Genomic DNA, 21,293 nt, shown 5'->3' with positions numbered 1-21,293 from the left:
TCCCCGCAGGACGAGCGCGCAACCCAGGCCGGAAGCTTCGTAGCCGGGGCTAAGTGCGCGAGCCGAGGAGACGCTCCGGAGCGGCCCCGGCCCACACCCCGAAACCACGCCAAGCACGGCGAGGGCCAATAACAGCCCCGCCGGCGTTTGAGGCGCGGGGTCCGGGGCGGAGCCCCGTGCAGCCGCGGCCGAGCCCCGGCGCAGCCGAACCCGCACGCCAGAGCCAAGCCCCCACCCGCCGAGCCCCCCCCGCAGGGTCAGAGGTACTGGGCGAACTCGTCGAGCGTGCGCAGGACCTCCGGTTCGGCCGCCGAGGGGAGTTGGAGGACCACCTCCTCGATGCCGAGGTCGGCGTAGTGGCCGAGCTTGCCGGGCGTGGGCCGGACGGCGTACGGGACCACCTGGAGGGACTTCGGGTCGCGCCCGGCGGTCTCCCAGACCTGGCGCAGCACCGGCAGGGACTCGCTGAGCCCGCCGCCCCCGATGGGCAGCCAGCCGTCGGCGTGGTCGGCGACGGCGGCGAAGAGCTTCGGGCCGGCCGCCCCGCCGATCAGGGTGCGGGGGCCGTACAGGGGCGCGCCGGGGCCGAGTTCGCGCGGGGCCTGGGCCGGCTTCGGGTGGGCGGCGCTCGCCTGGACGGAGGAGTACTGGCCGACGTAGGCGGTCGGTTCGGGGGCCCACAGGGCGCGCATCAACGCCATACGGTCGCGGACCAGTTCGCGGCGGGTGCGCCACTCGACGCCGTGGTCGGCGGCCTCCTCGACGTTCCAGCCGTAGCCGATGCCCAGGGTGAAGCGGCCGCCGGAGAGGTGGTCCAGGGTGGCCGCCTGCTTCGCGAGGCCGATCGGGTCGTGCTGGGCCACCAGGGTGATCCCGGTGCCGAGGGCCAGCCGCTCGGTCACGGCGGCGGCCTGGCCGAGGGCGACGAAGGGGTCGAGGGTGCGCCCGTACATCTCGGGGAGGTCGCCGCCCATGGGGGCGGCGGTGTCGCGGGCGACCGGGATGTGGGTGTGCTCCGGCAGGTAGAGCCCGGAGAAGCCGCGTTCCTCGAGGCTTCGGGCGAGACGGACGGGGGAGACGGTGCGGTCGGTGAGGAAGATGGTCGTGGCGATCCGCATGGGTCCTGACACCTCCGAGACGTGGGACACGCCACGGTACGGTCTGCGGTCGGCTTTGTTGAGGGGGCGTCAGCCGTACGGTCAGCCGCGCGGGTAGCGCGCCAGCCAGCCTGGGGCCGAGATCGCCGGGCCGTGGAGGGACGGGCCCTGGGTCATCTCCAGGGCGAAGTCGTCGGCCAGTTCCAGCATCGTGGCGCGGCCCTCCAGGTCGGCGAGCCAGGCCGCGGGGAGCGCGGTCTCGCCGTGCAGGGCGCCGAGCAGGGCTCCGCACAGGGCGCCGGTGGCGGTGGAGTCGCCGCCGTGGTTGACGGCGAGGCGCAGGCCGTGCGGGACGTCCTCGGCGACCAGGGCGCAGTAGACGGCGACGGCGAGGGCGTCCTCGGCGTCGCGGCCGTCGCCGGGGGAGAGGGACTCGACGATCTTGGGGCTCGGTGCGCCCTGGGTGACGGCCTGGAGCGCCCGCTGGAGGGCGTCCGAGACGGGCTGGTGGCCGGGCCGGGAGCCGAGCAGGCCGAGGGCGCGCTGGACGGCCGGGTCCAGGGAGTCGCCGCGGGTCAGGCCGTGGACGATGACGGCGAGGGCCCCGGCCGAGAGGTACGCGGTGGGGTGGCCGTGGCTCTGCGCGGCGCATTCGACGGCCAGTTGGAGGACCAGGGCGGGCTCCCAGCCGACCAGCAGCCCGAAGGGGGCGGAGCGGACGGCGGCCGCGGCGTCCCGGGCGGTGGGGTTCTTGGGCTGTTCCAGGGTGCCGAGGATGTCGTCGGCGAAGCCGGTCATGCAGGCGCGGTCCGGGCCGCGGCGGGCGTAGAGCCACTCCTCCTGCGCGAGCCAGCCGTTGTCCTTGCGGCGCTCGTCGGGGCCCCAGTCGTGCTGGGTGGCGGCCCAGCGCAGGTAGGCGCGGTGGACGTCGGTGGGCGGGTGCCAGGCACCGGTGTCCCGGCGTACGTGGGCCCGTATCAGCCCGTCCACGGTGAACAGGGCGAGCTGGGTGGAGGCGGTGACCGTGCCGCGGCGTCCGTAGGCGGGGGCCGGTTCGGTCAGGCCGCCGAGGCCGTGGGTCTCGCGGATGCCGTCGAGGGAGAGCCCGGCGACGGGCGCGCCGAGGGCGTCGCCGATGGCGGAGCCGAGGAGGGTGCCGCGGACCCTGCTGCGGAAGTCCTGCTGCTCGACGCGGCCCCACAGGCCGGTGGTGACCGTGACCGTGGTCGTGGGTGCGGCCGGGGCGGGGGCTGCGGCGGTGGCCGGGCCGGCGCCGGGGGCCGTGTGCCCGGGGGCGCCGCGGTGGCCGGCTTCCGCTCCGGCCGCGGACGTGCCCGCGGCTGTGGCTACGGCTGCGATCACGCCGAGCGGCGCGTCCGCGCCCGCGTCCCCGGCCGCGTACGCCGCCGTGCCGGGCGCGGTTCTCCCCGCGTCCGCCTGTGCCTCCGCCTTTGTCACCATCGTCCCCCCGACCGTGCCTGCTGCTGTCCCACCCGCGTCTGCCCAGCTCGCGGCAGTACTTGGCGCGCACTGTAGTGGACAGGTTCGGTCGGAATCGGAGGGAGTGCGCCAAGCGGCGCGTAAGTGAGCGGAGAACGGCCGGAATGCGAACACTTCCGGCCTCACCCTGTCCAGTGGCACGTTTTGCCAGTTTACTTCGGGGCGGCTGATTTCAGCCACGCCTCGTTCATGCGCAGTTCTCCGGCGGCCAACAGCCTCAGGGGCATGAAGAAGGCACTGCTCGCCGCGACCGTCGTCGCCTCCGCTCTCACCGTCCCCCTGGTCGCGGTCCCCTCCGCCACCGCCACCGGTCGGGACCACCTCCCCTGGTCCGGCCGCGGCCAGGACCGTTCCGCCATCCCCTTCACCGAGGCCACCGTCACCGCGGGCCCCGACGGCTCCTTCACCCTGAAGTGGAAGGCCCAGGGCACCGAGCGCGTCGAGATCAAGGCGAACGGCAAGGTCGTCGCCAAGGGCGGCGCCCAGGGCACCGCCGAGGTCCGCGGCCTTCCCGCCGCCGACCGCCAGTGGTTCGACTTCAAGCCGGAGCGCGGCGGGGGCCTGCGCCTGGCCGACCGCCTGATCACGCTGGAGGGCACGGCCAACTTCCGCGACGCGGGCGGCTACCGCACCGCCGGCGGCCAGTGGGTCAAGATGGGCGAGGTCTACCGCTCCGACGCCCTCGACAAGCTGACCGCGAACGACCTGGCCAAGCTCCAGCGCCTGCGCGTCAAGACCGTCTTCGACCTCCGCATGCAGGACGAGCGCACCAAGGACGCCGACAAGGTCCCCGCGGGCGCCACGTACGTCGTCGCCGACGTCTTCGCCGGCTCCGGCTCCTTCCAGACCCTGCCCAAGACCCCCGACGAGGCCGTCAAGGCCATGATCGACGCCGAGAAGGCCATGGTCGGCGGGGAGGGCGGCAAGAAGGCCTATGCGCAGGTCTTCGAGGGCATCGAGCGCGACCGCAGCCGCGCCGTCCTCTTCCACTGCACCGCCGGCAAGGACCGCACCGGCTGGGCCAACGCCGCCCTGCTCACCGCCCTCGGCGTCCCCCGCGCGACCGTCGAGGCCGACTACCTGGCCAGCAACGACTACCGCAAGGCCGCCAACGACGCGATCCTCTCCCACCTGCCGCCCCAGCAGGCCGTCGTCTACAAGCCGCTGCTCGACGTGCGCCCCGAGTACCTCAACGCGGGATACGACGAGGTCGAGGCCGGGTACGGCTCCTTCGACCGCTACCTCGAGGACGGGCTCGGCATCGATTCCCGCGAGCTGAAGCAGCTCAAGAAGGACCTCCTGGTCGGCTGATCCGGCTTCGCGTACGGCTCCGCGGTCGGACCGGCCCGGGCCCGCGGATCCGAGCCCGCCCGCCGGGCCCGGATCCGCGTACGCGGTCAGTCCAGTACCGGCAGCAGCTCCGGCAGGTGCCCGTCCGAGGCGCGCGCCGCGTCCTGCCGCTCCCGCGGAACCTCCCCGTACAGCGTCGTACGGGCCTTCGCGGGCCGGCCGGCCGCCTCCGCGACGGCGATCAGGTCCTGGACCGACTTGTACGAGCCGTAACTCGACCCCGCCATCCGCGAGATGGTCTCCTCCATCAGGGTCCCGCCGAGGTCGTTCGCCCCCGACCGGAGCATCTCGGCCGCGCCCTCCGCACCCAGCTTCACCCAGCTCGTCTGGATGTTGGGGATGTGCGGGTGCAGCAGGATCCGGGCCATCGCCGTCACCGCCCGGTTGTCGCGGACCGTCGGACCGGGCCGGGAGATGCCCGCCAGGTACACGGGCGCGTTGGTGTGGATGAACGGGAGCGTCACGAACTCCGTGAACCCGCCCGTCCGTTCCTGGATCCCCGCCAGCGTGCGGAAGTGGCCGAGCCAGTGCCGGGGCTGGTCCACGTGCCCGTACATCATCGTGGACGAGGAGCGGATCCCGAGCTCGTGCGCGGTGGTGACCACGTCGATCCAGTCCGCCGTCGGCAGCTTGCCCTTGGTCAGGACCCAGCGCACCTCGTCGTCCAGGATCTCCGCCGCCGTGCCCGGGATGGAGTCCAGGCCCGCCTCCTTGGCCGCCGTCAGCCAGTCCCGTACGGACATCCCGGTGCGGGTCGCGCCGTTGACGACCTCCATCGGCGAGAAGGCGTGCACGTGCATGCCCGGAACCCGCTGCTTGACCGCGCGCGCGATGTCGAAGTACGCCGTCCCGGGCAGGTCCGGATGGATGCCGCCCTGCATGCAGACCTCGACGGCGCCGACGTCCCACGCCTGCGCGGCACGGTCCGCGACCTGGTCCAGGGAGAGCGTGTACGCGTCGGCGTCCGTACGGCGCTGCGCGAACGCGCAGAAACGGCAGCCGGTGTAACAGACGTTGGTGAAGTTGATGTTCCGGGTGACGATGTACGTCACCTCGTCGCCCACCACCGACTTGCGCAGGTCGTCCGCGATGCGGCACAGCGCGTCCAGCGCCGGCCCGTCCGCGTGCAGCAGCGCCAGGGCCTGCTCGTCGGTCAGCTTCGTCGGGTCGTCGGCGGCCTGCGCCAGGGCCGCGCGGACGTCCGTGTCGATCCGCTCGGGGACCATGCCGGGCGCGGCCGCCTCGCGCAGGGCCTCCCAGTCGCCGTAGACGTGGTCGAAGTCCTCGCGGCGGTCACCGGTGCGGCCCTCGGTGTCGATGCTGGCGTGCAGATCGGTACGGCCGGAGGAGGTGAAGGCCTCCTCCGGTTCCTGCCACGGATGCCCCTCGACCGTCGCGTCCGCGTTCGCGAGCCCCGTCCCGGGGTCGGCCAGCGCCCGTACGTGCGGCAGCAGCCGGGGATCCAGCCAGGGCTCTCCCCGCTGCACGAACTCCGGGTACACGCACAGCCGTTCGCGCAGCTCGAAACCGGCCGCCGCGGACTGCTCGGCCAGCAGGTCGATCTGGGGCCAGGGGCGCTCGGGGTTGACGTGGTCGGGGGTCAGCGGCGAGACGCCGCCCCAGTCGTCGATCCCGGCGCCGATCAGGCGGGCGTACTCCCCGTCCACCAGGTTCGGCGGCGCCTGGAGGCAGCCCGACGGGCCCATGATGTGCCGGGCGACGGCGATCGTCGCGACCAGGTCGTCCAGTTCGGCGTCCGGCATGCCGCGCATCGCCGTGTCCGGCTTGGCGCGGAAGTTCTGGATGATCAGCTCCTGGATGCCGTGGTAGGCGCGGGAGATCCGGCGCAGCGCGAACAGCGACTCGGCGCGCTCCTCGTACGTCTCGCCGATGCCGATGAGCAGACCGGAGGTGAAGGGGACCGAGGAGCGCCCGGCGTCCTCCAGGACGCGCAGTCGCACGGCCGGTTCCTTGTCGGGGGAGCCGTGGTGCGGGCCGCCCGGCTCGGACCACAGACGGGTCGCCGTGGTCTCCAGCATCATGCCCATGGACGGGGCCACCGGCTTGAGCCGCTGGAAGTCGGACCAGGACATCACCCCGGGGTTGAGGTGGGGGAGCAGGCCCGTCTCCTCCAGGATCCGGATGGAGATGGCCCGTACGTAGGAGATCGTGTCGTCGTAGCCGTGCGCCTCCAGCCACTCGCGCGCCTCGGGCCAGCGGTCCTCGGGCTTGTCCCCGAGGGTGATGAGCGCTTCCTTGCAGCCGAGGGCAGCGCCGCGGCGGGCGATGTCGAGCACCTCGTCCGGGGACATGTACATCCCGTGGCCGGCGCGGCGCAGTTTGCCGGGGACCGTGGCGAAGGTGCAGTAGTGGCACTTGTCGCGGCACAGGCGGGTGAGGGGGATGAACACGCTCTTCGAGTACGTGATCACGCCCGGCCGTCCGGCCGCGGCCAGGCCCGCGTCGCGGACCCGGGCGGCGGAGGCGCTGAGGTCCCGGAGGTCCTCGCCGCGCGCCTGGAGGAGAACGGCCGCCTCGGTCGCGTCGAGCGCGACGCCGTCGCGGGCCCGCCGGAGCGCGCGGCGCATCGCGTTTTCGGTCGGGGCGTCACTCGGAGTGGTCATACGGCGAGCATACGATCTGGTGTTCCGGGCGCGGGGTGGGTCACCGCATCACCTCACCGGCGTTGACCAGCAGCGACTGGCCGGTTATCGCCCGCGCCCGGTCGGAGGCCAGGAAGGCCGCGGCGTCGGCCACGTCCCCGTCCGTGGCCAGATCGGGCAGGGCCATGCGGGCGGTGAGGCGGGCGTGGACCTCGGCTTCGGGGACGCCCTCGGAGTGGGCGCTGAAGGTGACGAAGGCCTGCACCGGCGGGCCCCACATCCAGCCGGGGAGCACGGTGTTGACCCGGATCCGGTGCGGGCCCAGCTCGCGGGCCATGGAGTACATGGCGGAGGTCAGGGCCCCCTTGGAGGCGGCGTAGGCGGCCTGCTGCACCTCGTTGGGGGCGGCGACCGCCGACTGCGTCCCGATGATGACGACGGACCCGCCGCGCTCCTTGAGCGCGGGCAGGCAGGCCCGGGTCATCCGGAGGGTGCCGAGCAGGTTCACGTCGAGGATCTGCTGCCAGGTGCCGAAGTCGGCGTCCTCGATCCCGCCGAAGTAGGAGTCCCAGGCGGCGACGTGCACGACGGCGTCCACACCGCCGAACCGCTCCTGCGCGAGCCCGGCGAGGGCCAGGCACTGCGCCTCGTCGGTGATGTCGGTGGGCAGGTACGCGGTGTGGGCGCCGTCGGGGTCGATCTCGGCGGCGGACTTGGCCAGATTGGCCTCGGTCCGCGCCCCGAGCACGGCGTTCCCGCCGTCCCGCACGACGGTGGCGGCCACCTGATGTCCGAGCCCGGCCCCGACCCCGGAGACGACGACGGTCTTCCCTCGCAACAGCATGACGACCCTCCGCACGACACATCCATCGACCTGACGGTGCGTCAGGTTACGGGGGTCGGCGGGGGTTGGGAAGGGGCGCGGTGGGACGGGGTGGGGGCTTCGGCGGGCACGTAGCGGCGGGACCCCCCAGCGCTCTCAGCGTTCCTCCGCGCCGATCGTCCTCCCCAGGCGGCGCAGGCCTTCCTTGATCTCCTCGGGCGTGTGCGTCGTGAAGGAGAGCCGCAGGGTGCGGGGGTCCGGGAGGGTGGTGAAGAAGGGGGCTCCCGGGACGAAGGCCACCTCGTGGGCCAGTGCCGACGCGAGCAGGGCCGTCGCGTCGTGTCCCTCCGGCAGGCGGGCCCAGATGAACATGCCGCCCTCGGGGCGGTTCCAGGAGGAGCCCGCCGGGAGGGCTTCGCCGAGGCCCGCCAGCAGGGCGTCGCGGCGGGCCCGGTAGGCCGCGCGGACGGCGGTGATGTGGGCGTCCAGGTCCGCTGCGGCCAGGTAGTGCGCGGCGGCGAGCTGGTCCACCGTAGAGGTGTGCAGGTCGGCCGCCTGCTTCGCGATCACCGCCGCGCGGCGCAGCGCCGCCGGGGCCCGCAGCCAGCCCAGCCGGAGCCCCGGCGCCATGATCTTGGAGAAGCTGCCGAGCAGGACCGTACGGTCCTCCGCTCCCGGGTGGGCGGCGAGCCAGGGGACGTGGTCGCCCTCGTAGCGGAGGTCTCCGTACGGATCGTCCTCGACCAGCCACAGTCCGAGGCGTGCCGCGATGTCCGCCACCGCCGCGCGGCGGGTTCCCGGCAGGGTGCGCCCGGTCGGGTTCTGGAAGGTGGGGACGGTGTACAGGAGCTTGGGGCGTTCGCGCGCGACGATCTCGGCCAGGGCGTCCGGAAGGATGCCCTCCTCGTCGCAGGGCACGGCTATGACCCGTGCCCCCGCGAGCCCGAAGCACTGCAGGGCCGCCAGATAGGTGGGGTTCTCGACCAGGACCACGTCACCGGGTTCGACCAGGGTGGTGGTGACGAGGCTGAGGGCCTGCTGGGAGCCAGAGGTGATCAGTACGTCGTCCGCGCCGGTCGGCAGGCCGCGCGCCGCCGCCCGGGCCGCGACGGACTCGCGCAGCTCGGGCGCGCCTTCGGTGGTCGAGTACTGGAGCGCCCTTCGCGAGGACACCGCGAAGGCGGCGTCGTACGCGGTCCGCAGACCCTCGGTGTCGAAGAGCTCCGGCGCGGGCAGGCCGCCGGCGAAGGAGATGATCCCGGGGCGCTGGGTGAGGGCGAGGATCTCGCGCAGGGGAGAGCCCTCCACGCAGGTGGAGCGGGCGGCGAACGCGGGCGGCGGGACGAGGGCGACAGCGGACACGGGGGCTCCTCCGGGGGACGGGTGGGCGCATCGTAGCCGGAGAAAGGTGCAGACGGCATGTATGTATCGGATGGTGAATCAAGCACCCGGCCCCTCCCGATGTGACGCGCCATCAGCTACACCGTTCCCATGACGACATCAGAGCGGGAACAGGGGCAGGGGCAGGCGCGGGAACAGGAACAGCAACAGCAACAGCAACAGGAACAGCAACAGAGGCAGACGCAGGAACCGCGAGACCAGGCAAAGGGGCAGCACCAGCCGGAGGACACCCGCGTCGGCGACTACGCGGACCTCGCGGCCGTCGGCCCGTACGGGGTCCGCCCCGGCCATGCGCTGATCACGATGGTCGAGCCGCATCCGGGCCACGAGTTCGCGTACAACCGCTGGTACGAGGACGACCACTACTACGCCGGCGCCATGGCCATGCCCTGGATGTACGCCGGCCGCCGCTGGGTGGCCACCCGCGAGCTCCAGGAGCTGCGCTACCCCGAGAAGTCGGCCGTCGCCCAGCCGGTCACCGCCGGGTGCTACATATCCACGTACTGGGTGACCGAGGGCCGCTACGACGAGCACATGAAGTGGACCGTCGGCATCAACAAGCGCCTCAATCGCGACGGCCGGGTCTACCGCGACCGCACCCACGTCTTCACGGCCTTCCAGGACCACGCGGCCACGGTCTACCGCGACGGCGCCGCCGGACCGCGGGACTTCCACGCGCTCGACCATCCGTACGCGGGACTGGTCGTGCAGGTCATCGATGCCGACGGGCCCGAGCAGCGGGCCGAGCTGCTCGAATGGCTGCGCTCGCGCGCCCTGCCGGCGCGGCTGCAGGGTTCACCCGCGGCGATGGTGACGGTCTTCCGGCCGACACCGCTGCCCGGCGACCGGATGACGTACGTCAAGCAGGTCGAGGGGGTCGACACCCGCCTCACGCTGCTGTGGTTCCTGGAGGAGGACCCCCGGGGCTGCTGGGACCGCTTCCAGGGGCTGGACCTGGAGGTGGCCGGAGCGGGGCTGGGGCGGGTGGAGCTGGTGGCGCCGTTCATCCCGACGGTGCCGGGGACCGATCGCTACGTCGACCAGCTGCGGTAGACGCGGACGCGGACGCGGACGCAGACGTCGACGTACGGCGGCGGGCATGGCCGAGCCCCCTCGGCCAAGACGGCGGGTCGGTCGAGAGGGCTCCAGTCAATGCTGCACGTGGGGCGGTTGGGATGCATGCCGTGACGCTCAGGCGAGGCGACCCAGCCGGCCCTCGGTGACGTCGGCGACGAACGAGGTCCAGGAGCCGGGCGCGAAGGTGAGGGACGGACCGTCCTGCACCTTCGAGTCGCGGACCGCGATGGCTTCCGTGACGGGGGACTTGACCTCGACGCAGGCGCCGTTGGCAGAGTACGAGGACTTGACCCAGTTGATCGTGGCGCCCTGGCGAATAGCCATTTTTTTCTCCGGTTCAGCGAGTAGTTCCGGTGTCGTGTCGGCCATTTCTCCGGCTGACGTGATCGACGCTACCCGCAGCTCCGGAGGGGAGCGGAGGCCATTCACCCGACCGAGTGGCATATTCCATTCAGGCCTTCTGTGGCCGGGGACTGACGGTGTACCGTACGGCCTCGCCTTCACGACCGGCCCGACCCCTCCGGATTTACATCGTCATGCCCGCATAGTGCTCGATGATGTCGGAAATGAACTTCCGGGTCTGGTCGACATTGAGGGCCTGAGCGCGCAGGTGCTCGTACATCACGCTGTACTTCTGAACGTCGTTGGCCTTCTCCAGGTACAGATCGCTCGTCACGCCCTCGATGTAGACGACGGTCGAGTCGGAGGCGTCCGGGAATTCCAGAATGGCGTACTGGCCGTTGACCCCGGGATGGGCGCCCAGCGAGAAGGGCATGACCTGCACGGTGACGTGGGGCTGCTCCGACTGCTCTATCAAGTACTGCAGCTGCCGGATCATCAACTGCGCGTCGCCCACCTGGCGGCGCAGCGCGGCTTCGTCGATGACCGCCCACAGGCGCAGCGGCCCCAGTTCCGGGTTGTTGTTGTCCGCTTCGGAGAGCCGCTTCTGGCGGTGCATCCGGACCTGGACGCGCTTGTCCACGTCGGCCGGGGCGGTCTCGGGCCACGCGCCGCGGACGAGGGACTGGGCGTACTCAGTGGTCTGGAGCAGTCCGGGGATCACCAGGGGTTCGTACGTGCGCAGGCTGGCGGCGTCCGTCTCCAGGCCGATGTAGACGCTGTACGGGATGTCGCCGAAGGCGTGCCACCAGCCCTGCTGGCGGGAGTCCTTCGCCATCTGCATGAGGGAGTCGACGAGCCGCCGGTCCTCGACCTCGTACACGTCGCACAGATCGCGGACGTCGCGCTGGCTGATCGAGCGACGGCCGTTCTCCAGTCGGCTGATCTTCGACTGGGAGACGAGGAGGCGCTCGGCCACCTGCTCGGCCGTCATGCCTTTGTCCTCGCGCAGCTTGCGCAATTCCATGCCCAGTCGGCGGCGTCGGACGGTGGGATTGACATTGGACGCCACGTGAACGGCACCTCCGCCTTCTTCTGTTTCTGTCTCTCTGCGTGTCTGATGCTGAGCAGACTGCCACCGAAGGGCGCGGCGCCGCTGGGGAACGGCCGGGAAAACAGACGCGCGGGGCGGTGTGACCGGCGGACCGGCCGCACCACCCCGCGCGCTGGCGGCTCCCGAACCGGGTCTTTACGGACGTCGGTTACGGCGATGGCGTTGCGATGGAGCTGTGGATCCGAGCCTGGTGGTGCGGTGCTGCCGTGGTGCGGTGCTGCCGTGCTGCGGGTCGTACGAGTGCTGCGGCCGTACGGGTGTTGCGGGTCGATCAGTGCGCGGCCGCGCGGGCCATCGCACCCGTCCGGCGCGGCTGGAGCGGAACCCCGCTCGCCGTGGCCCGGGCGGGCGGTGCCGGTGCACGGTCGCGGCGTGGCTGTGCGGCCACACCGTTCTGGACGTCCATCACGGCGTGCGCCACGAGTCCGCCCATCGGGTCGTGCCGGATCAGGTCCCGCAGCCGGGACCTGGACGACCGCCCCTCGTTGCCGGGGTACAGGTGCTTGCCGAGTCCGACCGCGTGGGCCAGTGCGGCAAGCGCCGCGGTCCGCGGGTCCGGCGGTACGCCGGTGCGGATCGCACTGTCGAGCCGGGCACGGATCTCCCGGCTGATCGCCGTGTCGGTCGCCTGGTAGCGAGTCGTCGGCAGCACCCCGCACATCTGTCCCGCGACGGCATGGACCATGCCGCAGCGCTCCAAGTGAGCGAGGTAAATCTGGCGGAGCCCCAGTCGGGGTCCACCGATCCAGTGGACGGCCCGTACCGGACTGCCGCGCCTGCGCAGCAGTTCCAGTGCGGAGTCCAGAGTCGGATCTCCTGTCGGCCGTGGCATCACCACGGCGATACGATCCCCATCAGGGGCTATCCGTCCTGCCAGAGCCAGCTCCACTAGCTGTGCCCCGGCCAGGCCGAGGTCGAGCGACTGCGGCTGCGCCGTGGTACCCGTGGCCGGGTCCAAGGCGAGCAGCAGAAGCTCCTCCGGAATTGTTCTGCGGCTCCTGCCCATCCATGCCTCCCCGCGTGGATGAGTGACAGGGTGACGCCTCTCACATTCATCTGTCGAGAGCGCGTGGCCGCTTTGTGGGGGAACCCGCAGCTATGTCGTTCTCGTCTAGCACGGGGGCGATGCCCCCTAGACGGGACACTGTTAGACATTCGGACAGCCGGACGTTGCGGCGATCGAGGAGGAACTGGTGGCGGGCGAGTCCCCCGAGAAGTCGGTAGATGCAGGAGCGCCGGGGGCGGCGGAGTCCTCCGCGGAGCGTGATCCGAGGCTGTCGGTGTTCCGGCCGAGGGATCCGGAGGACGGGTCCGAGTCCGGCCCCGAGTCCGAGGCCGATTCCGGGACTCGGGACGAGGACGGTGCCGACGCCGAGGCCGCCTCGGGAGCCGGGGCCGAAGCCGGCGCCGAGTCGGCGGAACGGGATCCGCTGCGGGAGGCTGTGGCGGCCTGGGTCGCGACGACCGAGGCCGAGGCCGGGGCCGACCCTGAGCCCGAGCCCGAGCCCGAGCCTGAAGCCGCCTCCGGCGAGGAGCCGGACGACGCCCCCCGTTCCGAGGCGCCCGGCTCGGAGGAGCCCGCGGCCGAGGAGCCCGGCGAGCCCGCCGCTGCCGAGGATTCCGCTGCGCCGGCCGACCCCGAGCCGACCGCCGCGCCCGCTGCCGCCGGTTCCGCTTCCGCGGACGAGGCGAAGCCTGCCGACAGCGAGCGGACGGCGGTGTTCCGTGCGGTGAAGCCCAGCGCCACGCCGCCTTCTGCTGGTTCCGCTTCGGCGGACGACGCGAAGCCTGCCGACAGCGAGCGGACCGCCGTGTTCCGGGCCGTGAAGCCCGGCACGACGCCCGCAGCTCCCGCTGCGCAGGAGCCTGCCGACAGTGAGCGGACGGCGGTGTTCCGTGCGGTGAAGGCGGATGCCGTGGCCGAGAAGCCCGCCGACAAGCCGGCCCAGGATTCCGCTTCGGCCGACGAGGCGGAGCCCGGCGACAGTGAGCGCACGGCGGTCTTCCGTGCCGTGAAGCCGAATTCCGCGCCCGCCGCCACCGGTTCCGCTTCGGCGGACGAGGCGGAGCCCGGCGACAGTGAGCGCACGGCGGTGTTCCGTGCCGTGAAGCCGGCGGGCGCACCGCCGAAGGCCAGTACCTTCGTACCGCTGCGCACCGATGACGTTCCCGCGAAGCCCGACGCCGGGCAGAAGCCGAAGACGGCTCCCACGGGCCCCGGGGTGCACCCCGCCGACCGGAAGCCCGCCGCCCCGGCACCGGCAGCCAAGCCCTCGGCAGCCCCCGCGCCCAAGCCCGCACCGGCCCCGGCCCCGGCCCCCAAGCCCGCGCCGGCGACCGCCCCCAAGCCCGCGGCAGCGCCGGCGCCGGCGCCGGCGCCCGCCCCCAGGTCCGTTTTCGACTCCGCCGAGCGGACCACCCAGCAGCCGCTGCCGCCCAAGCCGCCGCTCGACATGCTGGCGGACCTCACGAACAACCCGCCCCCGCCGCCGAGCCCGATGCGTACCGCGGTGCGGCGGGTCAAGATCTACGCCCCGCTCGTCGTGCTCCTGGCGGTCATCCTGGCCGTCGTGCAGCTGGTGCGACCGCTGCCCGAGCCGAAGCTCGTGATGACCGCGCAGTCCTCGTACACCTTCGCCGGCGCGAAGCCCGAGCTGGCCTGGCCCACCGAGGGCCAGGCCTACATGGCCGCCGCCGGCCTCGGCACGCTCGGCCAGTCCGGCGAGCAGAAACCCGTACCGATCGCCAGCGTCACCAAGTCGATGACGGCGTACATCATCCTGCGCGACCACCCCATCAAGAAGGGTGAGCAGGGCGCGATGATCGACATCGACAAGACGGCCGAGACCGAGGGCAAGAAGAACGACTCCGTCAACAACGAGTCCACCCTCGACACGGTCAAGGAGGGCGACAAGATCTCGGAGTACGACGCGATCGCCGCCCTCATGATCCCGTCGGCCAACAACATCGCGCGGCTGCTCGCGCGCTGGGACTCCGGTTCCCAGGAGGCGTTCGTCAAGAAGATGAACGACACCGCCAAGGAACTCGGCATGAAGAACACCACGTACACCGACCCCTCGGGCCTGGACGCCACCACGGTCAGCACCGCCGAGGACCAGGTGAAGCTGGGCCTGAAGCTCGTCGAGATGGAGACCCTGCTCGACATCACGAAGAAGCCCAAGTGGACCGACCCGTGGGGCAAGGAGTGGCGGAACTGGAACGGCCTGGTTCCGGCCAACGACTCCCTCGGCATCAAGACCGGTACGACGACGAAGGCCGGCGGAAACCTCCTCTTCGCCGCCCAGAAGAAGATCGGCAACACCAACCAGCTGATCGTCGGAGCCGTCCTCGGCCAGCACAAGCCGCCGATCATCGACAGTGTCGTCGCGGCGAGCAAGCAGCTGATGATCTCCACCCAGAAGGCCCTGGAAGGCGCGCCCGTCGTGAAGAAGGGCGCTGTCGTGGGGTACGTGGACGACGGGCTCGGCGGCCGTACGCCGGTCGTCGCCACGGCCGACGTGCAGGCGGTCGGCTGGGCCGCGCTGACGGTGGACGTCAAGCTGACCGACGGCGGCAGCAAGATCCCGCAGACGGCGAAGGCGGGCACCGAGATCGGCCTGCTGACCGTCGGCGAGGGGGCCAGCCAGGTGAAGGTGCCGGTCGCGCTGAAGAGCGATCTGGCCGCGCCGGGTATCGGAAGCAAGCTGACGCGCGTCGGCTGACCTCCGGGTCAGGTGAGAGCGTGGAACCGGCGCCCCGGGCAACCCCGGGGCGCCGGAGCGCGTCCTGGCATGCGGGACGCGGGTACGGATTCAGGTGTTGGGGAGTGCGGCTGTGACCACCGCTGAGCAGCAGGGCAGCAGGCAGGTCCGAGGCGGGACACCGGGCCCGTCGGCGCTCGCCGACGGCTCCGGAGGTGTGTCCGAGGCACCCGCCGGCATACGGAGGCGGGGCCTGCGGTGGGCCCTTCGGCATCCGGTGGCCGTGGCCACCGCCCTGGCCGGGGTGCTGCACGTCGTCTGGTTCTTCAGCTTCGCCAACAGCGGCGGCGACCTCGCCGCGCAGGACGCCTGGGCGGAGTTCGTCGGGCGCCATCCCGATTCGGCGTACAACCTCGCGTGGTACGGCGGCATGCACCCGGTCTCGTACAGCGTGGTCTCGCCGTACCTGATGCACGTGCTCGGTGTCCGCACCACCATGATGGTCGCCGGCACGGTCTCGGCGGGGCTGCTGGCGCTGGTGCTGACCCGCTGCCGGGGTGCCGTGCGCGAGCCGCTGTGGCCGGCGCTGGCCGGGGTGTTCGGGCTGCTGTGCAACGCCCTGTCGGGGCGGGTGACCTTCGGGCTGGGCGCCATGTTCGCGCTGGGTGCGGTGGCCGCCGTCTTCTGCTGGCCGCGCAAGTGGGCCGAGCGGCGCTGGGCCAAGGCCGCCGTGGCGGCCCCGCTGGCCGCGCTCGCGACGGCCTCCAGCCCGGTCGCGGGGCTGTTCCTCGGGGTGATCGCGGCCGCGCTGTTCCTGAGCGGGCGGCGCCCGGGCGCGTACGCGCTGGGTCTGGCACCGGCGGCGGTGGTCGGGCTGTCGGCCTGGCTGTTCCCGTTCTCGGGGACGCAGCCGATGAAGCTGGGCTCGGCGTGGCTGCCGTTCGTGTTCGCGCTGCTGATCTTCTTTCTCGTACCGAAGCGGTGGAAGACGGTCCGGATCGCCGCGGTCGTCTACGCCTTCGGCACCTTCCTGACCTGGGCGATCGACTCCCAGGTGGGTTCGAACGTCACCCGGCTGGTCATGCTCTTCGGCGGGGCCGTGCTGCTGGCCGCCCTCCCGTACGAGGTCCCGCGCTCGCGGCGCTGGTACGCGGTGCTCCTCGCCTTCGTCGGGCTGAACCTCTGGATCACCACCAACAGCGTCACCGACATCGTGCGCACCACCCCGATGGCCGCATGGAGCCGCGAGCTGGCGCCGCTCGTGGACCAGCTGCAGAAGGCGGGCGCCGATCGCGGGCGGGTCGAGGTGGTCCCGGCGAGCAGCCACCGGGAGTCCTCGGCCTTCCCCTCGTACGTGAACCTCGCGCGGGGCTGGAACCGACAGGCCGACCTGGAGCGGAACCCGCTCTTCTACGACGACACCCTCACCGCGGACAGCTACCGGACCTGGCTGGAGCGCTGGGCCGTGCACTACGTGGTGCTGCCCGCCGACAAACCCGATTCGGGCGGCAAGGACGAGGCGAAACTGGTGCGCGGGGGCCTGCCGTACCTCCAGCAGGTGTGGGGCGACACGAACTGGCAGCTGTTCAAGGTCCACGAGCCGACGAACCTGGTGGTCGGCCCGGCGACGGTGGTGCGGGCCGGGGCGGACCAGATGGTCGTCGACGTCAAGCAGGCCGGGCGGGTGCTGGTGCGGATCCCGCATTCGCCGTGGCTGGGGCTGGTGGACGGGGCGGGCAAGCCCGTGCCGCCGCCGCAGGAGACCTTCGCTTCGAAGGCGCGCAGCGGCAGCGGCGGCGGGGCGTCGAGCACGCTCCCGAAGGAGTACGCCAATACCGTCGGGTGCCTGTTCAAGGCGGCCCCGGACGAGGCGGGCGATGTGTGGACGGAGCTGCTGGCGCCGGCTCCGGGGGAGTACCGGGTGGCGGCGAAGTACCAGCTGCCGCGGGGGACGCCCTGTCCGGAGGAGCTGATCCACCAGGTGCTGGGGCCCCCGGCGCGGTCGGCTCCGCCGCGTCCTTGATCCGGAATTCTTTACGGTCCGGTCCGGGTGCGTTGTTCCGTATATATGCATACGATCCCAGTAGTCCGATTGGGTGCTTCCCGAAGGAGTTGACGACGGGATGAGCAAAGAGCAGAAGCAGGACGTCCGGGCGGTCATCGCGAAGGCGCAGGAGCAGATCCAGCTGCCGCGTACGCAGGGCCACGGCTTCGAGGGTCCGGTACGGAGCAAGGTCAAGGGCGGAGCGCACACCAAGGCGGCGCTCAAGCGGGCCGGGACTCCGCAGGGTGACCGGATCGGCGAGCGCAGCAGAGGCCTGAGCTGATCCTGTCGCGAGGCGGCATTCGGGATGACGCGGCCCTTCCGGCTTAGGCCGGGAGGGCTTTCGTCTGCCCGGGGCCGGGGCCTTGACGTCTTCGTGGGGGAGCGGCCGGGCAACCGTTACACCGTCGAGGGACGACCCACACACGGCCCTCGTAACGTCGCGGGAGAGGGTTCACGCCCCCTGGACCTTCCCCTGTCCCTGGACCTTCACCCGCCCCTGGGCCTCCGCCCTGCCGCCCGTCCACGTCCGGGCCCCCGGCCCCCGCCCCGCCCCGTCCGGAGTACCCCATGACCCGCACCCTCGTCCGAGCCCGCCGCGCGGCGGCCGCCGGAGCCCTCGCCCTCGCCGTGACCGGCGGCCTCGCCGCCTGCGGAGGCGGTGGCGGGGTCGGTGCCGGGGGCGTCGAACTGGCGGCGGACCCGAAGGTCGGCAGCACCGCGGCCCCCGCTCCCGTCACCGGAGGCGACCTGTCGCTGCCCCGGTCGAAGCCGACGGGCATGAAGATCGCCTCGGCGGGCGTGGACGCCACCGGGATGGTCGACCTCGTGGTGGACCCGGCTTCAGGGGAGCTCGGCGTGCCCGACGCCGACACGGCCGCGAACAGCCCCGGCTGGTGGACCCAGGGCGTGACCCCGGGGGAGAAGGGGGTCGCGGTGCTCGTCGCGCACTTCGACACCAAGTACGGGCCGGCGCTGATGAAGGACGTCGGCAAGGTCAGGCTCGGGGACCTCGTCGAGGTGCCGCGCGAGGACGGGCGGACGGCCAAGTTCAAGATCCGCGAGATCGAGGACGTGAACAAGAAGGACTTCCCGACCGACAAGGTCTACGGGCACACGAACCGCTCCGAGCTGCGCCTGCTGACCTGCGGCGGCGAGCTCAAGGACGGCCACCGCACGAATAATGTGATCTTCTACGCCGACCTGGTGGAATGACGGCGTGAAGCCCAAGACGGCAGCCGGGCGGCTGCCCGCCCTCCTCCTGTTGCTGCTGCTGCCCGCCGCGGCCCTCCCGCTGGTCGGCTGTGACGCCGGCGGCGGCCTCCAGGTCACCGACGACGGCCGGCCCGCGCCCCGCGCCCAGGGGCCGCACCGGCTGTGGCCCGACCGGCCCCCGGCCCCGCCGGAGCCGGCCGAGGTGCGGCGGCCCGACGGGCCCGTCCGGGTCGCGGGCATCGACGTACGCAAGCGCGCGCTGCGCGACGTACGGCCGGCGGACGTGCTGAAGGCCGACCTCCGGCAGGGCGGCGGCGCCCCGCAGCCGGGCGACGGGGGCGAGCTGGGTGCCGTACTGCGCGCGTGCGAGGACCCCGAGGCCGCCGGGTGCCCCGTACGGCGGGCCCACTACCGTGATCTGACCGGCAACGGCCGGGACGAGCTGATCCTCGGCGTCGAGCTGCCCGGGCACCGCCTGAACCTGCGCGTCTACACCGCCGACGACGGCAGGCTGCTGAGGATCATGGACACCACCGCTCGCGTCATCGACGTGCAGCTGACGGAACGGGACCTGATCATCCAGTCGACCACCAGTTTCCCGGGGACCGAGAGCCGCGACGTGTGGACGTGGTTCCCCGAGCAGCAGGCCATGGTGCCCCGCCTGATGGAGACCGTCCGCAGCCCGTCGGAGCCGCGCTGATGCGCCTGCCCGCCTGGACGGCGACGCTGACCTGGAAGGCCGCCGTCTTCATCACCCTCATGTGCTGCGGGCTCGCCGCGCTCCTCGGCGGCCTCGTGCACAGCGCCATGACCCAGCAGACGGTCGGCACCGCGCGCGAGAAGGCGCTGGCCAAGCTGGAGCGGGCCGTCAAGGCGTACGAGACCGGCGCGCGCCTGCCGCGCGGCGAGGGCATCGACCCCGTCGGCCTGCCGCCGGAGCTGCGCGCCCTGGCGGTGAGCGGCAAACGCGGTACGGCCATCGGCGAGCACCGGGGCCGGTCCGCGATGTGGGCGGCGGGGCCCGCGGACACCGACACGGCGATAGCCGCCTCGGTCGACTTCACCGCCAGCGAGCGGATCATCGCCGACCTGGACCGCGCCATCCTCGGCTCCTCGGTGCTGGCCATCGGCGGCACCCTCCTCATCGGCGCCTTCGGCGTCACCCGCATCACCCGGCGGCTGCACCTGACCGCCCAGGTGGCCCGCCGGATCAGCGCGGGGGACCTGGACGCGCGGGTCAACGACGCGTCGCGGAGCAAGGACGAGGTGGCGGCGGTCTCCGAGGCCCTGGACACGATGGCCTCGACGCTCCAGTGCAAGCTCGAATCGGAGCAGCGGTTCACGGCGGACGTGGCCCACGAGCTGCGCACCCCGCTGACCGGCCTGAACGCGGCCGCGGAACTCCTGCCGCCGGGCCGCCCTGCCGAGCTCGTACGGGACCGGGTGCAGGCGATGCGCTCGCTGACGGAGGACCTGCTGGAGATATCCCGGCTGGACACGGGCAGCGAGCGGGTGGACCTGGACTCGTACGACCTGGCCGACCTGGCGGCGCGCACGATCCGCGGCTCCGGGACCGACACCGGGCTGGTGGTGCGCTCCCGGCTCAGGGCGGAGACGGACCGGCGCCGGCTGGAGCGGATCCTGGGCAACCTCATCGCCAACGCCCACCGGCACGGCGCGGCCCCGGTGACGGTCACGGTGGACGGCGCCGTGATGACGGTGGCCGACGCGGGCCCGGGCTACCCGGAGTACCTGCTGACCACCGGCCCGCAGAGGTTCCGTACGGAGGGCATGAACAAGGGGCACGGCCTGGGCCTGACGATCGCCCGAGGCCAGGCGCGGGCCCTCGGCGCGACCCTGACCTTCCGCAACCCCCCGTCGGGCGGCGCCGAGGCCCGCGTCACGCTCCCCGCCCAGCCGACTTCCGCGCCGGCACCGGCCTCCACCCCCGACTACGGGCCGCCCCGGCTCCCGTGACGGCCGGGGCTGTTGCCGGTGCCATCCCACCGGACGCGAAAAGGGCCCCCGGCCGCATGCGGCCGAGGACCCTCGGATCGTGCCCTCGGCAGGATTCGAACCTGCGACACCGGCTTTAGGAGAGCCGTGCTCTATCCCCTGAGCTACGAAGGCGGGGCTCTGCCGGAACCGTGCGCCAAACTCGTTCGAACAGCTGAACGAGTTCATCCAGATTCCCACAGGGTTGTGGTGGCGCAGCCGAACAGGGCCGAGCCGCCGCGGACAGTGTAGCGGGTGGGTCGCAGTGCGCACTTGGGGATATCCGCCGCCTACTCCGGCCGGGGCAGGCCGGCGGACCTGACGTACACGACCGTCACGGCCGACGGGGCCAGGGCTGCCGCCTCGGCCGGCTGCGCGTCGAGCGGATCGAGCTGCTCCAGCTGCACCGGATCGATCCGGATACGCCGCTCGCCGACCAGGTCGGCACGCTGCGGGACCTACGGGCCGAGGGCAAGATCGGCCGGATCGGGCTGTCCGAGGTCACCGTCGGCGAACTGGGCCAGGCGCGGGAGATCGTCGAGGTGGCGAGCGTGCAGAACCGGTACAACCTGCTCGACCGGGAGCACGAGCCCGTGCTGGCGGCCTGCGAAGCGGCCGGGATCGCGTTCCTGCCGTGGCGCCCGGTCGCCTGGGGTGAGTCGGGGGCGAGGGCCGAGATCGCCGCCGTGGCCGCCGAGGCCGGTGCCACCCCCACGCAGGTCGCCCTGGCCTGGCTCCTGGGCCACTCGCCGGTCATCCTCCCCATCCCGGGAACTGCCCGGATCGGCCACCTGGAGGAGAACCTCGCCGCGGAACGCCTCCGGCTGTCCCCGGCCCACCGCGAGTGCCTCGACGGCCTGACGGGCCCGGCCTCCTAGCCAGTGCTGTGGCCGGAAAGGTGAACCCTTCCGGCCACAGCACTAGGCCGTGTCTGATGGTTCTTTGATGAGGTCGCGGAGCCAGATCACGATGGCTGCTGTGGCCAGGGTGCCGTTGAAGATGTAGTCGCGTTTGTCGTACCGAGTCGCGACGGC

At 72.4% G+C, this 21,293-nt stretch carries 16 protein-coding genes, 1 tRNA gene and 1 pseudogene; 9 read left to right on the top strand and 9 right to left on the bottom strand.

Going from position 1 to position 21,293, the window contains the following annotated elements; genetic code table 11:
• Positions 1 to 257 precede the first annotated feature (257 nt).
• Positions 258 to 1,118, bottom strand: a complete 861-nt coding sequence (locus AB0D94_RS35715) for a TIGR03619 family F420-dependent LLM class oxidoreductase (RefSeq protein WP_362061343.1) — start codon at positions 1,116 to 1,118, stop codon at positions 258 to 260.
• Between the two features lie 81 nt (positions 1,119 to 1,199).
• On the bottom strand, positions 1,200 to 2,558 hold the full coding sequence (locus AB0D94_RS35710; protein WP_362061340.1) for an ADP-ribosylglycohydrolase family protein: 1,359 nt from the start codon (positions 2,556 to 2,558) through the stop codon (positions 1,200 to 1,202).
• 264 nt (positions 2,559 to 2,822) lie between these two features.
• On the opposite strand from AB0D94_RS35710, the gene AB0D94_RS35705 reads away from it, so the two are divergent.
• A complete protein-coding gene (locus AB0D94_RS35705) occupies positions 2,823 to 3,908 on the top strand; it encodes a tyrosine-protein phosphatase (protein WP_362061337.1) in 1,086 nt (361 codons plus the stop codon).
• An 86-nt stretch (positions 3,909 to 3,994) separates the two neighbouring features.
• Here the strand turns inward: AB0D94_RS35705 and AB0D94_RS35700 are convergent, their stop codons facing one another.
• From AB0D94_RS35700 to AB0D94_RS35690, 3 genes are all read right to left on the bottom strand, one after another.
• Complete coding sequence (locus tag AB0D94_RS35700) at positions 3,995 to 6,571, bottom strand: bifunctional FO biosynthesis protein CofGH (protein WP_362061334.1); 2,577 nt, start codon at positions 6,569 to 6,571, stop codon at positions 3,995 to 3,997.
• 40 nt (positions 6,572 to 6,611) lie between these two features.
• Positions 6,612 to 7,394, bottom strand: coding sequence for an SDR family oxidoreductase (locus AB0D94_RS35695; RefSeq protein ID WP_362061331.1), 783 nt, complete (start codon positions 7,392 to 7,394; stop codon positions 6,612 to 6,614).
• Positions 7,395 to 7,529: 135 nt separating this feature from the next.
• Positions 7,530 to 8,735, bottom strand: a complete 1,206-nt coding sequence (locus AB0D94_RS35690; protein WP_362061328.1) for a PLP-dependent aminotransferase family protein — start codon at positions 8,733 to 8,735, stop codon at positions 7,530 to 7,532.
• Positions 8,736 to 8,864: 129 nt separating this feature from the next.
• Between AB0D94_RS35690 and AB0D94_RS35685 the strand changes: the two genes are divergently transcribed.
• Positions 8,865 to 9,827 (top strand): hypothetical protein, encoded by a 963-nt coding sequence (locus AB0D94_RS35685; RefSeq protein WP_362061325.1) that lies wholly within the window; start codon positions 8,865 to 8,867, stop codon positions 9,825 to 9,827.
• 138 nt (positions 9,828 to 9,965) lie between these two features.
• Here AB0D94_RS35685 and AB0D94_RS35680 read toward each other — a convergent pair whose 3' ends face one another.
• From AB0D94_RS35680 to AB0D94_RS35670, 3 genes are all read right to left on the bottom strand, one after another.
• Positions 9,966 to 10,175, bottom strand: a complete 210-nt coding sequence (locus tag AB0D94_RS35680; protein WP_362061322.1) for a DUF397 domain-containing protein — start codon at positions 10,173 to 10,175, stop codon at positions 9,966 to 9,968.
• Positions 10,176 to 10,377: 202 nt separating this feature from the next.
• Positions 10,378 to 11,262, bottom strand: a complete 885-nt coding sequence (locus AB0D94_RS35675) for a helix-turn-helix transcriptional regulator (RefSeq protein ID WP_362061319.1) — start codon at positions 11,260 to 11,262, stop codon at positions 10,378 to 10,380.
• 313 nt (positions 11,263 to 11,575) lie between these two features.
• The gene (locus AB0D94_RS35670) at positions 11,576 to 12,310 is read right to left on the bottom strand and encodes a GPP34 family phosphoprotein (protein ID WP_266936136.1); all 735 of its coding nucleotides are present in this window, start codon (positions 12,308 to 12,310) and stop codon (positions 11,576 to 11,578) included.
• Between the two features lie 187 nt (positions 12,311 to 12,497).
• On the opposite strand from AB0D94_RS35670, the gene AB0D94_RS35665 reads away from it, so the two are divergent.
• From AB0D94_RS35665 to AB0D94_RS35640, 6 genes are all read left to right on the top strand, one after another.
• The gene (locus AB0D94_RS35665) at positions 12,498 to 15,026 is read left to right on the top strand and encodes a hypothetical protein (RefSeq protein WP_362061316.1); all 2,529 of its coding nucleotides are present in this window, start codon (positions 12,498 to 12,500) and stop codon (positions 15,024 to 15,026) included.
• Between the two features lie 217 nt (positions 15,027 to 15,243).
• Positions 15,244 to 17,028 (top strand): MFS transporter, encoded by a 1,785-nt coding sequence (locus tag AB0D94_RS35660; protein WP_362061346.1) that lies wholly within the window; start codon positions 15,244 to 15,246, stop codon positions 17,026 to 17,028.
• A gap of 100 nt (positions 17,029 to 17,128) precedes the next feature.
• Positions 17,129 to 17,332 (top strand): hypothetical protein, encoded by a 204-nt coding sequence (locus AB0D94_RS35655; RefSeq protein WP_362061313.1) that lies wholly within the window; start codon positions 17,129 to 17,131, stop codon positions 17,330 to 17,332.
• Positions 17,333 to 17,619: 287 nt separating this feature from the next.
• Positions 17,620 to 18,264: a sortase gene (locus AB0D94_RS35650; RefSeq protein WP_362061310.1), complete on the top strand. Its 645-nt coding sequence runs from the start codon at positions 17,620 to 17,622 to the stop codon at positions 18,262 to 18,264.
• A 4-nt stretch (positions 18,265 to 18,268) separates the two neighbouring features.
• Positions 18,269 to 18,964 carry a hypothetical protein gene (locus AB0D94_RS35645; RefSeq protein WP_362061307.1) on the top strand — a complete coding sequence of 232 codons (696 nt, stop codon included), beginning with the start codon at positions 18,269 to 18,271 and terminating at the stop codon, positions 18,962 to 18,964.
• A complete protein-coding gene (locus tag AB0D94_RS35640; RefSeq protein ID WP_362061304.1) occupies positions 18,964 to 20,241 on the top strand; it encodes a HAMP domain-containing sensor histidine kinase in 1,278 nt (425 codons plus the stop codon). The genes AB0D94_RS35645 and AB0D94_RS35640 overlap by 1 nt, the downstream gene beginning before the upstream one ends.
• An 80-nt stretch (positions 20,242 to 20,321) precedes the next feature.
• Here the strand turns inward: AB0D94_RS35640 and AB0D94_RS35635 are convergent.
• Positions 20,322 to 20,394: transfer RNA gene (locus tag AB0D94_RS35635), tRNA-Arg, on the bottom strand.
• 233 nt (positions 20,395 to 20,627) lie between these two features.
• Here AB0D94_RS35635 and AB0D94_RS35630 point away from each other — a divergent pair.
• Positions 20,628 to 21,137 (top strand): annotated as a pseudogene (locus tag AB0D94_RS35630) (aldo/keto reductase); the annotation flags it as partial.
• Positions 21,138 to 21,293: the final 156 nt, after the last annotated feature.

The sequence above is a fragment of the Streptomyces sp. NPDC048255 genome (assembly GCF_040652415.1).
Taxonomy (GTDB): Bacteria; Actinomycetota; Actinomycetes; order Streptomycetales; family Streptomycetaceae; genus Streptomyces.
Note: the sequence above shows the minus strand (reverse complement) of the source record. Positions and strands in the feature narration are given on the sequence as shown.